Origin of the sequence: Kitasatospora sp. NPDC090308 (assembly GCF_044769485.1) — a bacterium.
GTDB classification, from domain to species: domain Bacteria; phylum Actinomycetota; class Actinomycetes; order Streptomycetales; family Streptomycetaceae; genus Kitasatospora; species Kitasatospora fiedleri.
The window spans coordinates 218,210-231,960 of record NZ_JBIVXY010000004.1 but is presented as its reverse complement, the minus strand read 5'-3'; the positions used below and the strand labels follow the sequence as shown (position 1 = coordinate 231,960).

10 protein-coding genes and 1 pseudogene are annotated in these 13,751 nt (G+C 74.3%); 6 read left to right on the top strand and 5 right to left on the bottom strand.

The genetic code is table 11. The annotated features are described in order from the left end of the window. Nucleotides 1-239 precede the first annotated feature (239 nt). Nucleotides 240-1,637 (top strand): glycoside hydrolase family 76 protein, encoded by a 1,398-nt coding sequence (locus ACIQVD_RS11610; protein ID WP_402288659.1) that lies wholly within the window; start codon nt 240-242, stop codon nt 1,635-1,637. Between the two features lie 112 nt (nt 1,638-1,749). Here the strand turns inward: ACIQVD_RS11610 and ACIQVD_RS11605 are convergent, their stop codons facing one another. Beyond that, nucleotides 1,750-4,872 carry a GH92 family glycosyl hydrolase gene (locus tag ACIQVD_RS11605; RefSeq protein WP_402288099.1) on the bottom strand — a complete coding sequence of 1,041 codons (3,123 nt, stop codon included), beginning with the start codon at nt 4,870-4,872 and terminating at the stop codon, nt 1,750-1,752. Nucleotides 4,873-5,096: 224 nt separating this feature from the next. Here ACIQVD_RS11605 and ACIQVD_RS11600 point away from each other — a divergent pair, with 224 nt between their 5' ends. The 5 genes from ACIQVD_RS11600 to ACIQVD_RS11580 all read left to right on the top strand — a co-directional run bounded on the left by ACIQVD_RS11600 (nt 5,097) and on the right by ACIQVD_RS11580 (nt 10,483). Beyond that, nucleotides 5,097-5,882, top strand: a complete 786-nt coding sequence (locus ACIQVD_RS11600) for an ATP-binding cassette domain-containing protein (protein ID WP_402288096.1) — start codon at nt 5,097-5,099, stop codon at nt 5,880-5,882. Then, on the top strand, nt 5,879-7,045 hold the full coding sequence (locus ACIQVD_RS11595; protein WP_402288093.1) for an ABC transporter permease: 1,167 nt from the start codon (nt 5,879-5,881) through the stop codon (nt 7,043-7,045). Before ACIQVD_RS11600 ends, ACIQVD_RS11595 begins: the two co-directional genes overlap by 4 nt. A 144-nt stretch (nt 7,046-7,189) precedes the next feature. Then, nucleotides 7,190-8,182, top strand: coding sequence for an ABC transporter substrate-binding protein (locus tag ACIQVD_RS11590; RefSeq protein ID WP_100838832.1), 993 nt, complete (start codon nt 7,190-7,192; stop codon nt 8,180-8,182). 230 nt (nt 8,183-8,412) lie between these two features. Then, nucleotides 8,413-9,489, top strand: a complete 1,077-nt coding sequence (locus tag ACIQVD_RS11585) for a LacI family DNA-binding transcriptional regulator (RefSeq protein WP_400685132.1) — start codon at nt 8,413-8,415, stop codon at nt 9,487-9,489. An 82-nt stretch (nt 9,490-9,571) separates the two neighbouring features. Beyond that, nucleotides 9,572-10,483: a 2-hydroxyacid dehydrogenase gene (locus tag ACIQVD_RS11580; protein WP_400685135.1), complete on the top strand. Its 912-nt coding sequence runs from the start codon at nt 9,572-9,574 to the stop codon at nt 10,481-10,483. A gap of 140 nt (nt 10,484-10,623) precedes the next feature. On the opposite strand, the gene ACIQVD_RS11575 is transcribed toward ACIQVD_RS11580, so the two are convergent. From ACIQVD_RS11575 to ACIQVD_RS11560, 4 genes and pseudogenes are all read right to left on the bottom strand, one after another. Then, nucleotides 10,624-11,325, bottom strand: coding sequence for a M24 family metallopeptidase (locus ACIQVD_RS11575; RefSeq protein WP_400685394.1), 702 nt, complete (start codon nt 11,323-11,325; stop codon nt 10,624-10,626). 6 nt (nt 11,326-11,331) lie between these two features. Then, nucleotides 11,332-11,676, bottom strand: a pseudogene (locus tag ACIQVD_RS11570) (gamma-glutamylcyclotransferase family protein); the annotation flags it as partial. A 101-nt stretch (nt 11,677-11,777) separates the two neighbouring features. Beyond that, the gene (locus ACIQVD_RS11565) at nt 11,778-12,227 is read right to left on the bottom strand and encodes a hypothetical protein (RefSeq protein ID WP_402288089.1); all 450 of its coding nucleotides are present in this window, start codon (nt 12,225-12,227) and stop codon (nt 11,778-11,780) included. 408 nt (nt 12,228-12,635) lie between these two features. Then, nucleotides 12,636-13,736, bottom strand: coding sequence for a hypothetical protein (locus ACIQVD_RS11560; RefSeq protein ID WP_402288087.1), 1,101 nt, complete (start codon nt 13,734-13,736; stop codon nt 12,636-12,638). Between the last annotated feature and the right edge of the window lie 15 nt (nt 13,737-13,751).

The following is a 13,751-nucleotide window of genomic DNA, read 5'->3' as shown; positions in this document are numbered from 1 at the left end:
GCACCGACCCGGCAGCACCGACCCGGCAGCACCGACCCCGCAGCACCGACCGACCCCCGCAGCACCGACCGACCCCCGCAGCACCGACCGCTTCCGCACGGCACCGACCGGCTGCGGCCGGGCCGACCCCGGCCCGGCCGTCGCCGCGTTCCCCCGCCCGTTCCCCCGTCCCCCAGCAGCACCAGGAGACCCCCGTGACCGTGTCCCGCCCCCTGCGCGCCGCCCTGCTCTCCACCGCCGTGCTGGCCGCGGCGCTGCCCGCCGTCAGCGCCGCCACCCCCGCCGCGGCCGTCACCGCCGCGATCTGCAACAAGTACTGCGACACCCGCGACCCCGCCCTCAGCCCGCAGGACCGGCAGCCGGTCTCCGCGGCGCTCTCGGGCCGCACGCTCGTCCTGCACTTCGACGACGGCGACGCCATGGGCTGGGCCTCGATCGCCGGCGGCGCGGCCGGCGACGAGGTGTGGCTGGACCGCTCCATGGACGGCGGCCGGACCTGGACCGGCGGCAGCAAGCTCGGCGACACCAAGGTCCCGGCGGGCGGCAGCGGCTGGCGCACCCTGATGTACAACGTGGACGACTGGAACACCCGCGGCGTCGGCGCGCTGCGGGCCTGCGGACAGGTCGGCACGGCCCTGGCCTGCACCCCCTGGGCGCGCACCACCTGGAACGCCTGGGACCGGCGCACCGCCGCCGCCACCGCCCTGATGGCCTCCTTCGACCGCACCACCAAGCTCTTCGGCGGCAACGGCTGGTGGACCGGCGCCAACGCGCTCACCGCGATCATCGACAACGCCCGGCTCACCGGCATGGGCAGCTACACCTACGCCATCGCCGAGACCTACGACAAGAACATCAACGCGCAGGGCGGCAACTTCACCAACGAGTACCTGGACGACACCGGCTGGTGGGGCCTGGCCTGGGTGGCCGCCTACGACCAGACCGGCGACGGCCGCTACCTGGCCACCGCCCGCGCCGACGCCGACCACATGAGCGCCAACTGGACCGGCTCCTGCGGCGGCGGCGTGCGCTGGAACACCGGCAGCACCTACAAGAACGCCATCACCAACGAGCTGTACCTCCAGCTCACCGCCGCCCTGCACAACCGCATCCCCGGCGACACCGCCTACCTCCAGCGGGCCCGCGACGAGTGGACCTGGTTCCGGGGCAGCGGCATGGTCAACGCCGACCACCTCGTCAACGACGGCCTGAACGACGCCTGCGCCAACAACGGCCAGCCCACCTGGACGTACAACCAGGGCGTGGTCCTCGGCGGCCTGACCGAGCTCTACCGGGCCACCGGCGACGCGAGCCTGCTCACCACCGCGCGCACCCTCGCCGACGCCTCCACCACTCGGCTGACCAGCGGGGGAGTGCTGCGCGAACCCGGCGAGGGCGACGGCTGCACCGGCGACGGCCCCTCCTTCAAGGGCGCCTACGTCCGCGGCCTGGGCCGGCTCAACACCCAGCTGTCCGACCACCCCTACGCGCCGACCCTCACCGCCTGGGCGAACTCCGCCTCCACCAAGGACCGCAACCCGCTCGACCAGTACGGCCCGCACTGGGCCGGCGGCCCCGGCAGCACCGACTACGGCTGCCAGCAGAGCGCCCTCGACCTGCTCAACGCGGCCGGCTGAGACCTGCCCCGACGTGCCGCCCGCCCGTCGCCCCGACGTACCGCCCGCCGGGCACGGCGGTGCCGCCCGCCCCGGTCGGGGGCGGGCGGCACCGGGCGGACGGCCCCGCTCGCTACGCGGAGGCCGGCGGGTTCCACTTCTGGGCGGCGGTCCCGTTGCAGTCCCAGATCTGGAGCTGCACGCCGTTGGCGGTGTTGGAGGACGGGATGTCCAGGCAGCGGCCGGAGTTGGGGTTCACCAGCGTGCCGTTGACGGCCTGCCACTGCTGCGCGCCGCTGCCGTTGCAGTCCCAGAGCTGGACCGGGGTGCCGGCGGCGGTGCCCGAGGAGGTGACGTCCAGGCACTTGCCGAGCGCCTGGAGGGTGCCGCCGGTGGACGTCCACTGCTGGGCGCCGCTGCCGTTGCAGTCCCACAGCACGACCTTGTTGCCGTTGGCGGTGCCGGAGTTGGAGTCGTCCACGCACTTCGCGGTGTTCAGGCCCGAGGTGATCGGACCGGACCCGGCGCCCGGCCCGGCGGCGTAGACCTCCAGTTCGTAGAGCCGGGCGGCGGTGTCGCCGCCGGTGTTGGTCGGGGTCGAGACCACCACCCGCACGTACCGGGCCGAGCGGACCGCGAACGGGCTGTAGGTGCGGCTGGAGCGCGAGCCCGTGACGGTGGCGGCGCTGGTCCAGGTGGTGCCGTCGGTGCTGGTCTGCACCTGGAAGGCGCCGGTGTTCCAGGCGGTGTTCTCACCGCCGAGCCCGGCGTGCTCGAGCACCACCGAACCGACCGGCTGCGCCGAGCCCAGGTCGACCTGGAGGCTCGCGCCGGCCGCCTTCGAGCACCACTTGCTGTTGTTCTGCAGGCTGCCGTCGACGGCCTTGTCCGCGCCCTCGGCGGTGGCGCACGCGGCCGAGGAGCTGGTCGCCTTCCCGCGCGCCAGGTTGGTGCCCAGCTCCGGGGCGGCGGGCACCGGGCTCGCGCCGTCCTGGAAGGAGGGCGGCACGTCGCCCGCGCCGGTGCCCCAGCTCGTGCTGGGCGCCGACCCCATGGTGAAGTCGAGGGTGCCGCCGGCCGCGAGGTCCGGGTAGCGCAGGTAGTTGTGGCTGGTGGCCGTCCCGTTGACCTTCAGGCCCTGCACGTAGGAGCCGGTGCCGGACGCGTTGACGGTGATGTTGCCGCCCGGGCGCTGGATCAGCACGGACGGGAAGGACGGGCCGTGCACGGCCAGGGTGTCGGCGCCGGGCGTCGACGGGTACAGGCCGAGGGCCGCCCAGACGTACCAGGCCGAGGTCGCCCCGAGGTCGTCGTTGCCGGGCAGTCCGCCCGCGCCGGTGGTGAAGGACTCGGTCATCACCTTGCGGACGGCCGCCGAGGCCCCGGCCGGGTAGCGGGCGTAGTTGTAGGCCCACGGGACGCCGTGCTCGGGCTCGTTGCCGATGTAGTAGTACGGCAGGCTCTGCCCGGCGTTGACCTGGGTGAAGTGGTGGTCGAGCCGCTGGACGGCGGTCTGCCGGCCGCCCATGTCGTTGATCAGGTCGGCGAAGTCGTAGGGGACCATCCAGGTGTACTGGGCGGCGTTGCCCTCGGTGAAGTCGGCCTGGGCGGCCGGGTCCAGCGGCCACTTCCAGCTGCCGTCGGAGTTGCGCGGCTGCACGTAGCCGGACTCGGGGCCGTAGGTGTTGCGCCACCACTGGGCCCGGGTCATGAAGTCGGTGTAGTCCGCGGTGCTGCCGAGCGCCTTGGCGAACTGGGCGACGGCGAAGTCGGAGGCCGAGTACTCCAGCGAGTCGGACGGCGCGCCGGGGATGTAGTGCAGGTTGGTGTAGGTGCCCTGGTTGCCGCGGATCGGCGAGCCCTGCGCGGTGCCGCCGGCCGAGGACTTCTTCATCAGCGCCAGCGCGGCGGCGGTGTCGAAGCCGCGGGCCCCGAAGGCGTACATGCTGGCGACGATGATCGGGCCGGGGTCGCCGGTCATCACGAAGTCCTCGTTGGTCTGCTGCGACCACTTGGGCAGCAGGCCGCCCTGCTGGCCGTCCAGGACCATCGAGTTGGCGATGTCGGCGGCCTCGTTCGGCGCGATCAGTGCGATCAGCGCCGCCCAGGAGCGGTAGATGTCCCAGCCGGAGTAGTTCTGGTAGACCGGGCGGGCGGAGTTGTGCACCGCGCCGTCGAAGCCGCGGTAGTCGCCGTTGACGTCGCTGGCGACGTTCGGGCTCTGGAAGACGTGGTACAGGGCGGTGTAGAACTTCTTCAGGTCGGTGGCCGAACCGCCGCTGACCTGGGCCCGGTTGAGGATCTGGTTCCACGCGGCGTCGGCGCCGGAGCGCACGGCGGCGAAGTCCCAGCCGTTGTTCTCGGCGGTCAGGTTGGCCTGGGCGTTGGCGGTGCTGACGTAGCTCAGCGCCACCTTGAACTGCACCGTCCGCGAGCTGCTGGTGTCGAAGGTGAGGTAGGCGCCGGTGTTGGTGCCGGACGCGCTCGCCGAACCGGCGCTGACGGTGGAGCCGGACCAGGTGCCGAAGCCGGTCGGGGCCCGGTCGAAGCGGATGTCGAAGTAGATCTGGTAGGTCTTCGAGGAGCCGCAGAAGCCGCCGGCGGTGACGCTGCCGGTCACCTCCGAACCGCTGACCTTCACCGAGCCGCTGCGGTTGCCGGTGGCGCTGCGGCCGGTGTTGACCAGCAGCTGGGCGGCGTTGGTGGCGGGGTAGGTGAGCCGGCCCATGCCGGTGCGGGTGGTGGCGGACAGCTCGACGTCGGTGGCGTACTTGTCGAGCCGGTTCTTGTAGTAGCCGGGGGAGGCGGCCTCGTTGGACTTGGTGTAGCCCGAGGCGTAGCCGGTCCAGCTGCTGCCGGGCGAGGCGCCCAGCGCGCCGGTGACCGGCAGCAGCGGGAGGTCCTCGTTGTTCGGGCAGCCGGCCCCGTCGAAGTGGGTGAGGCTGAAGTCCTCGATCGAGGTGTCCGAGTTGCGGTAGCCGGACGGCGAGGCCGTCGGCGTGTCGGGGCTGAACTGGACTCCGCCGAAGGGCACCACGGCGCCCGGGTAGGTGGAGCCGCCGGCGCCGCCCCCGACGGGGTTCGGCGCGTTGCTGTCGTCGGTCCCGATGAACGGGTCGACGTACGGGGTGAGGTTGGCCGCCGCCGTCGCGGCGTGCGCGACGGGGGCGGTGGCGAGGAGGCCGGGGCCGAAGGCGGCGAGCAGGAGCGCGCCGGCCGCGACGGCGGCCCGGGACTTGAGAGCGGGCAGGGGCACCGTGAGCACCTTCCGGTAGCGATGTGAACGTTACCGAGCGAGTGGCATTGTTCCGACGATGTCGAACGCCAGTCAAGGTCATGACACAACGTCAACTTCGGTTTTTTCCGGGGACTTTGCGCGGGACATCGAGGTGTGACGAAGCTATTGACAGTCCGCCGCCACGCCATCAGACTCCCAACTCTTGCGTGAACGTTACCAATTGCGGCACGGAGGCCGGCCCGATGACACAACCCCTCCTGGAAGCCAGGCAGGTGAGCAAGCGCTACGGCCAGGTGCACGCCCTCCAGGGCGCCGACTTCACCGTCCACCCCGGCGAGGTGGTCGCCCTGATCGGCGACAACGGCGCCGGGAAGAGCACCCTGGTCAAGACGCTCTCCGGCTCCGCCGCCCCCGACGGCGGCGAGATCCTGGTGGACGGCACACCGGTCCGGTTCGCCGGCCCGCTCGACGCCAGGCGCCACGGCGTGGAGACGGTCTACCAGGACCTGGCCCTCGCCCCCGACCTGGACGCCGCGGCCAACCTGCACCTGGGCCGCGAACTGCACCGCCCCGGCCTGCTGGGCCGGCTCGGCGTGCTGGACAACACCGCGATGCGCCGCGCCGCCGTCGCCGCCTTCGCCGAACTCGGCGTCGACCTGCGGGACGTGTCCGTCCCGGTGGCCGCGCTCTCCGGCGGCCAGCGGCAGTCGGTGGCGGTCGCCCGCGCGGTCGCCTTCGCCAGCCGCGTCATCTTCATGGACGAGCCCACCGCGGCCCTCGGCGTGGTCCAGCGCGGCCGGGTGCTGGAGACCGTCCGGCGGGTCCGCGACCGCGGCATCTCGGTCGTCCTGATCAGCCACAACATGCCGGAGGTGCTCTCGGTCGCCGACCGGGTCGAAGTCCTGCGCCTGGGACGGCGGGTGGCGGTCTTCGACGCCGCCGCCACCTCGGTCGAGGAACTGGTCGGCGCGATGACCAGGGCGCTGGACCCGGTGCCCACCTCCACCAGGAAGGACGGTACGGCGTGAGCACGCGGATGCCCGGAGCGGCCGGCGGCGAGACGGCCGGTGTCGGCGAGGCGGTCGAGGGCGGTGGGGCGGCCGGTGTCGGCGAGGGGGTCGGCGGCGGTGAGGCGGTCGCAGTCGAGGGCGGCGAGGGCGGCAAGGCGGTCGGCGGTGGCGCGGTGCGGCGTTCCCCGCTCGCCGTCCCCGGGTGGGCGCGCCGGCTCGCCGCGGCGAACGAGGCGTGGACCTTCGGCGTCCTGCTGCTGCTGGTGGCGTTCTTCACCGCCGCCCGGCCCGACACCTTCCTGACCCGCTACGACCTGACCCAGATCGCCACCAACGCCGCGATCTACCTGGTGCTGGGCGTCGGCATGACGTACGTGGTCATCGTCGCCGGGATCGACCTGTCGGTCGGCTCGGTCCTGGTGCTCTCCGCCGTGCTGTCGGCCGAGTACACCATCCACCACGGCGGGGCGGCGGCCGGCTGGGGTGCCGTCGCGGTGTCCACCCTGATCGCGCTCGTCACCGGGCTGCTCTGGGGCGCGCTGCAGGGCTGGCTGGTGGCCAAGGCGAAGGTGCCGCCGCTGATCGTCACGCTCGGCGGCTTCGGCGCCGCCCTGGGCATCGCCCAGATCGTCACCGGCGGCCAGGACCCGGCCGGGGCGGTCTCCGGGAAGCTCCAGCGCGGCGTCGGCTTCGGCAAGCTCCTCGGCCAGGTCCCCTGGCTGGTCGTCATCGCCTTCGCCACCACCGTGGTGTTCGGCCTGGTCCTGGCCCGCACCCGGTTCGGCCGGCACACCTACGCGATCGGCTCCAACCCGGAGGCCGCCCGCCGCTCCGGCATCGACGTGGACCGCCACCTGGTGCGGGTCTACGCCCTGACCGGGCTGCTCGCCGGACTCGGCAGCACGATGTGGCTGGCCTACTTCGGCACCACCTCGATCGCCGGGCACTCCACCGACAACCTGAAGGTCATCACCGCGGTCGTGCTCGGCGGCGCCAGCCTGTTCGGCGGGCGCGGCAGCGTGCTCGGCACGGTGATCGGCGTCTTCATCCCGGCCGTGCTCACCACCGGGCTGATCATCATGGACGTCCAGCAGTACTGGCAGGACGTCGCGATCGGCGTGGTCCTGGTCGCGGCGGTCTACCTCGACCAGTTCCGCCGGCGCGGCCGCGAGCGCGGCTGACCACCCGGCCGGTCCGCCCGGGCGACGCAGCACGTCCGGGCCCCGCTCCCGTACGCCGGCTCCCGCCGCCCGTCCGCTCCCGCTCCCGCTCCCGCACCTCTGCTCCCACCCACCCGCAGTTCCCCCCGCAGGAGGAGACCCGCCATGCCCGGAACCAGCAGATCGCGCACCCTCGTCCGCTGCTGCGCCGTCCTCGCCCTGGTCGCCGCCGGCACCGCCACCGCCGGCTGCGGCAGCGACGGTGGCGGCGGCGCCAAGAGCGTCACGCTGAAGCTCGTCACCGGCGTCAAGAGCGACCCGTTCTACATCACGATGGCCTGCGCCGCCCAGGCGGAGGCCGAGAAGCGGGGCGTGAAGCTCACCGTCGACGGCTCGGCGCAGTGGGACGTCGCGGTGCAGCGGCCCATCGTCGACGCGGTCGGCGCCAACCGCCCCGACGGGCTGCTGATCTCGCCGGTGGACACCGCGGCCCTCACCCCGTCGCTGACCCAGGTGCAGAACGCCGGCACCAAGGTCGTCCTGGTGGACACCGCGGTCAGCGACGCCTCCGTCGGCGTCTCCCGGATCTCCTCCGACAACGAGGCCGGCGGGCGGACGGCCGCCAAGGCGCTGGCCGAGCTGATGGGGGACCGGGGCTCCGCCCTGGTGATCAGCGTCAAGCCCGGGGTCTCCACCACCGACGCCCGGATCAAGGGCTTCACCGAGGAGATGAAGGCGAACCACCCGGCGATCACCCTGCTGCCCGTCCTCTACGACAACGACCTGCCCGCGACCGCGGCCTCCCAGCTCCAGGCCACCCTGGCCGCCCACCCCGACCTCGGCGGTGTCTTCGCCGGCAACACCAACACCGCGCAGGGCGTCGCCACCGGCCTCCAGGCCGCGGGGCGCCAGGGCGCGGTCAAGGTCGCCGCGTTCGACGCCGAGCCCGACGAGGTCGCCGCCCTGAAGAGCGGCACCCTGGACGTCCTGGTCGCCCAGGACCCGGCCGGCATCGGCACCCAGGGCGTCGACCAGGCGCTCGCCGCCGTCGCCGGGCAGCCGGTCACCGCGCAGATCGGCACCACCATGGTGGCCATCACCAAGGCCAACCTGGACGACCCCGAGGTCGGCAAGTACGTCTACCGGGAAGCCTGCTGACCCCGGGCCGGGGCGGCTCCCGGCCCCGGTGGGAGCCGCCCGGCGGCCGGCCGGGGACGGGCCGGCGGGCGTCGTAGGATGCACTCTCCGACGCCCGCGCCGACCCGCGGGCGCCCGGGACCCCGTCGTCCGATGCCCCGGTACGCCGCGCGCGCACGCACCGGACGCCGCGGGGCCGCGGCAGGGGCTCGACGGCGGGCCCCGGGGGAGTGCGCCGAGGAGGAGCCCTGTTGAAGCGCCCGACGATGAAGGACGTGGCCGAAGCCGCGGGGGTCAGTCTGATGACGGTCTCCCGGGTGGTCTCCAACACCCCGGGCGTCTCGCCCGACACCGCCGCCAAGGTCGAACAGGCGGTGCGCCGACTCGGCTACCAGCGCAACGACAACGCCCGCAACCTGCGGCAGAAGCGACTCGGCACGTCCACGATCGGGCTGGTCGTCGACGACCTCGCCAACCCCTTCTACGCCCTGATGGCCCGTTCGATCGAGGACGAGGCGCACCGGCGCGGCTGCGTCGTCCTGGTCGGCAGCACCAACGACGAACCGCGCCGGGAGCGCGAGGTGATCGCCGCCTTCACCGCCCGGCAGGTGGACGGTCTGATCATCGTCCCGACCATCGGCAGCCACGGCTTCCTGAAACCCGCCATGGAGGCGGGCACCCAGGTGGTCTGCGTCGACCGCCCCGCCAAGGACCTCGACGTGGACACCGTCACGGTCGACAACCGCGACGGCGCCCGACGGGCCGTCACCCACCTGCTGGACCACGGCCACACCAGGATCGCCTACCTCGGCGACCGCTACGACATCTGGACCCAGCGCGAACGCCACGCGGGCTACCTGGACGCGCTCCGCGCCCGCGGCCTGGCCCCCGACCCCGCCCTGGTGCGGCACGGCCTGCGCTCCCACCTGGACACCCGGCTCGCCCTCGCCGCCCTGCGCGCCCTGCCCGAACCGCCGTCCGCCCTGTTCAGCAGCAACGACCTGATCACGCTCGGCGTCCTGGACCGCGCCGACGGCCCGGACGGCCCGGACGGCCCGGAGACCGCCGACGTCCCCGCGCCGATGGCCATCGTCGGCTTCGACGACCTGCCGCTCGCCAAACGCCTCAACCCGCCCCTGACCGTCGTCAGCCAGGACCCGGTCGCGGTCGGCAGCACCGCGGCCAACCTCCTGTTCGCCCGGATCACCGGCGACCGCTCCGCCCCGCGCCAGGTCGTCCTCCTCACCCGCTTCGTCGAACGCCGCTCGGGCGAACGCCCCGCCCACCGGACCGACCACCGCACCGACAGCCCGGCCGCGGCGCCCTGAGCGGCCCGGGCTCCGACCCGGGCTCCGACCCGGGCTCCGGCCCGGGGGGTGGGGCGGGGGGTGCGGTGGTTAAGGTCGGGGCATGAGCGCTCGTTACCTCCTTCCGTACGCACCCGATGTGATCGGCGGTCTGCCCGCCGGACTCGACGCCCTGGTGTGGGACGGGGACGGGCCGGTGCCGCCGGACGAGGCGCTGCGCGAGGTGGAGTTCTTCTGCCTGCCGTACATGCGGCACGCCGTCGCGCTGCCGGTGATCGGGCGGCTGCCGTCGCTCAAGGTGGTCCAGACGCTCACCGCCGGGATGGACGACGTCCTGCCGCACGTGCCGGCCGGGGCCGTCGCGTGCAACGCGCCCGGGCTGCACGACGCCAGCACCGCCGAGCTGGCGGTGACGCTGATCCTCGCCTCGCTGCGCGGCGTCCCGCACTTCACCCGCCTCCAGGACCGGGAGCGCTGGCAGCAGGAGTTCCACCCGTCCCTCGCCGACCGGACGGTGCTCATCCTCGGCTACGGCTCGATCGGCCGGGCGCTCGCCGCGCGGCTGGAGCCCTTCGAGTGCGAGGTGGTCCGGGTCGCCCGCCGCCCCCGCCCCGAGGAGGGGGTGCACGGCGTGGCGGAGCTGGCCGAGCTGCTCCCGGCCGCGGACGTCGTCGTGCTGCTGACGCCGCTGACCCCGGAGAGCCGCCACCTGGTCGACGCCGGGTTCCTGGCCCGGATGAAGGACGGCGCGCTGCTCGTCAACGTCGCCCGGGGCCCCGTCGTCGACACCGGGGCGCTGCTCGCGGAACTCTCCGCGCAGCGCCTGCGGGCGGCGCTCGACGTCACCGACCCGGAACCGCTGCCCGCCGGGCACCCGCTCTGGCACGCCCCCGGGGTGCTGATCACCCCGCACGTCGGCGGCCCCAGCAGCGCCTTCCTGCCGCGGGCCAAGCGCGCCCTGCGCCGGCAGGTGCTGCGGTTCGAGCACGGCGAACCGCTCACCCCCGGACACTGACCCGCACCACCCGGCCCCCGGTCCCCGGCCGCCCCTCGCGCCTGCGCGGCACTTCCTTCGGACGACCACCCGATCCGGGGTGCACGACGTGGTGCGCGCGCCCACTCGGCCCGGGCGGACCCGCAGCGGCCGTCGCGGGTTCAGCCCAGGTCGAGGAGCTGCTCGTGGAAGCCGCCGAAGCCCCGCGCGGTGTCGACGAGGTGGATCTCCAGGATCCAGTGGCAGACCCGTCCGGCCCGGTCGGTGCGGCGCATGGGCGTGGTGTTGCCGGGCGCGATGTAGGACTCGATCTCGGCGGCGTCGATCTTCTCGTGCGGGAACTCGCCCACCAGGTGCCCGGCGTGGCCGGTGCCGCCGAGCGTCCAGCCCGCGGCCCGGGCCAGGCGGTCGACCTCGGCGTGCAGCCGGGCGCCGGTGACGTCCGGGTGCTCGGCGAAGTAGCGGCGACCGGCGTCGAACACCGCGGGCAGGTCCGCGGCGAGGCGCAGCTTGTCCGGGTCGTCGCCCAGGACGTAGGTGCGGCCGAGGTCGGCCTCGAACTCCTCGAAGATCGGGCCGAAGTCGGCGAAGGCGATGTCGTCGGCCCCGAGGACCCGGTCCGGCGGGTTCTCCCGGTAGGGGAACAGGGTGTGCGGGCCCGAGCGGACGATGCGCTTGTGCCAGTGCTTGGTCGTCCCGAACAGCTCGTTCGCCAGGTCGCGGATGCTGTCGCTGACGGCCTGTTCGCTCCGGCCGGGGGCGACCAGGCCGCGCCGGGCCACCTCCTCGAACAGGACGGTCGCCTTGGCCTGGGCGTCGAGCAGCCGCCGGGCGCGGAACTCCTCCGCGGTGGCGGTGTCCACGTAGGCCCAGGCCCGGGCGCCGGAGCGCAGGTCGGCCCGGATGCGCAGGTAGTCCTCGACCTCGTAGTGATCGGCCGCCGCCAGCTCCGCGGCGCTGAGCGTGAAGACGCTGCCCTCGATCGCGTCCGCGGGGTCGTCGGAGCGGACGGCCACCGGGTGCCGGTCGCTGCCGCTGTCGGCGATCACGTCCGGGTCGGTGATCGTCACGGTGTCCAGCCGGAAACCGGTCAGCGCGTCGGGGCGGCCCGCCAACTCGCGCCCGAACCGGGCCCGTTGGACCTGCGGGAGGCGGAGCGTCCCGTACGAGAACAGCAGCTGGTCGGACACGGGACCCCCATCGCGGTGTGGCATCTGCCAGTGGTTTCGCCACTCTACCGTGGCAGTTGCGAGGGTCTCCGGTGATTTCGCCCACGCCCGGGGCGGCTCGCGCGTGGGTGCTCCCGGTGCGGCGGTCAGTGTGCGACCGGGCCGATCCAGACCTCGGTGACACCGCCGATGTAGCGCCCGCCGCAGCGGTCGGCGGGCACCACCAGCTGCGGACCGGCACCGTCCAGCGCCGCGCCGTCGGCGCTGGTGGCGAGGAGGACCTGCTGGCCGCCGAAGTCCGGGTCGATCTCGGCCCAGGACAGGACCGCGCAGTGGCCGTCCGCGCCGGTCACGGCCAGCAGGAAGCGCAGGCGCTGCTTGCGGCCGCGCAGGTCGATCCGCGGACGGGCCTCGCGCACCGCGTCCCACAGCTTCGGGCCCTCGAAGCTGTGCCGCCGCTCGCCGTCGGCGAGGCAGTCGAAGCTCACCTCGGCCCGGTGGGCGGGCAGCGCGCGCAGCTGGGCGACGGTCAGCCGCAGCGGTGCGTCGACGCTGCCGTGGAACCGTACGGCGGGTGGCGCGGTGGTGGCGGTCACGGTGGCTCCTTCCCGGCCGCCGCGGCGGGTCCGGTACCGGCCGGGCGGGGCGCGGCACCCTCGCAACTGCGCGCCGCTGGCGGTATTTTCGCCAGCAGATGCGGGGATCATGCGCCGGACGGGCCGGCAGCTGCCGCAAGTCCGGCTCCATGGCGCGGACGGGGTCGGGCGGACCGGGCGGGTCGGGTGGACTGGGCGGGCCGAGCGGACTGGGCGGGTCGGAGATTCGGGCACGGGCGGAGTCGTTCCCGCCCGCCGGGAAGTCCTCGCTGTGCGGGACGCGGACGGAGTGGTTGCCGAACCGGGTGCCGAGTCCCGGCCGACGTGGCGCGCGCACAGGGCGGGTGCACAGAGCGCGCGCACAGAGCGGGTGCACAGGGCGGGCGATCGCCCCTCCACCGCACCGGATCAGCCGGCCGCCCGCCGGTTGCGGGCCGGGCGGATTCCGGCGGGGATGCGCTCCACCAGGGCCGCGGCCTCCGGTGTGCGCACCACGAAGTGCACCTCCCAGGACGTCCCGCCCGCCAGTTCGGCCTCCACCGCGGCCCACACCGCGGCCAGCGCGGTCTCGCGCGGCAGGCCGCCGCGGCCCGAGCCGAGCAGCGGGAAGCACACCGAGCGCAGCGGCGGGTCGAACCGTCCGCACTCTTCGGCGAGCAGCGCGAACACCCGGGAGGCGGCCCGGGTGACGTCGGCGGGCAGCACGTCGTAGTCGTTGGTCCCGGCCCGGGGGACGGCCACCGCCGCGTGGTAGATCCGGCGGACGCCCCGCTCCGCCAGGACGCCGGGGCCGGTGGCCGCCACCGTCCCGGGCAGCACGGCGCGTCCGGCCACCCCGCGCCGGGCCGCCCAGGCGCGCAGCTCCTCGCGCAGCGGGTCGGCCAGCACGTCCCCGGTCACCCCGCGCCGGGCGGCGGCCCGGCGCAGCGAGGCGGCCACCGAGGACTTGTACGACTCGGGCAGCGCGAAGTACACGTTCGACGGGGAGACGACCACGTCCACCCCGCGCAGCAGGTCCACCGGGTGCACGTGCAGGGCGAGTTCCACCGGCCGCCCGCCGGCGGTGACGCGGACCGTCCGGTGCGTGCCGGAGCCGGCCCCCGCGGGGACCGGCTCCGGCTCCGGCTCCGCGACCAGGCGCAGGACGTGCTCGGCGACCTGCTCCAGGACCATCACCTCCTGGTTCCGGCGGAACCACTCCACGCCCACCCCGTACACGCGGGCCGCCCGGGCCCGGCGGTCGGCGGGCGGCCAGTCCCGGGTGCCCTGCGCCAGCCCGAGGGTGTACTCGGCGGCGGTGCGCAGCGTCCCCGCGTCCAGCCGGGAGACGGCCAGCCGCAGCAGTGCCTCGATCCCCGCGACGGGCGTCGCGGCGGCGGCACCGGTGGACACCGCCCCGGCCGCGGCCTCCAGGGCGGGCAGCGCCCGCCCGCGCAGCCGGACCAGCCCGTTGAGCCTGACTTCCTTCAGTTCCTTCACAAGTGACGCCGCGTCAGGGAGGGGTGTCATGTCCCCACGATGGCA

Bases quoted from the DNA above. Each gene is read 5' to 3' on its own strand.
- ACIQVD_RS11600 (WP_402288096.1), top strand. From the start codon at position 5,097: ATGACACAACCCCTCCTGGAAGCCAGGCAGGTGAGCAAGCGCTACGGC.
- ACIQVD_RS11590 (WP_100838832.1), top strand. From the start codon at position 7,190: ATGCCCGGAACCAGCAGATCGCGCACCCTCGTCCGCTGCTGCGCCGTC.
- ACIQVD_RS11580 (WP_400685135.1), top strand. From the start codon at position 9,572: ATGAGCGCTCGTTACCTCCTTCCGTACGCACCCGATGTGATCGGCGGT.
- ACIQVD_RS11560 (WP_402288087.1), bottom strand. From the start codon at position 13,736: ATGACACCCCTCCCTGACGCGGCGTCACTTGTGAAGGAACTGAAGGAA.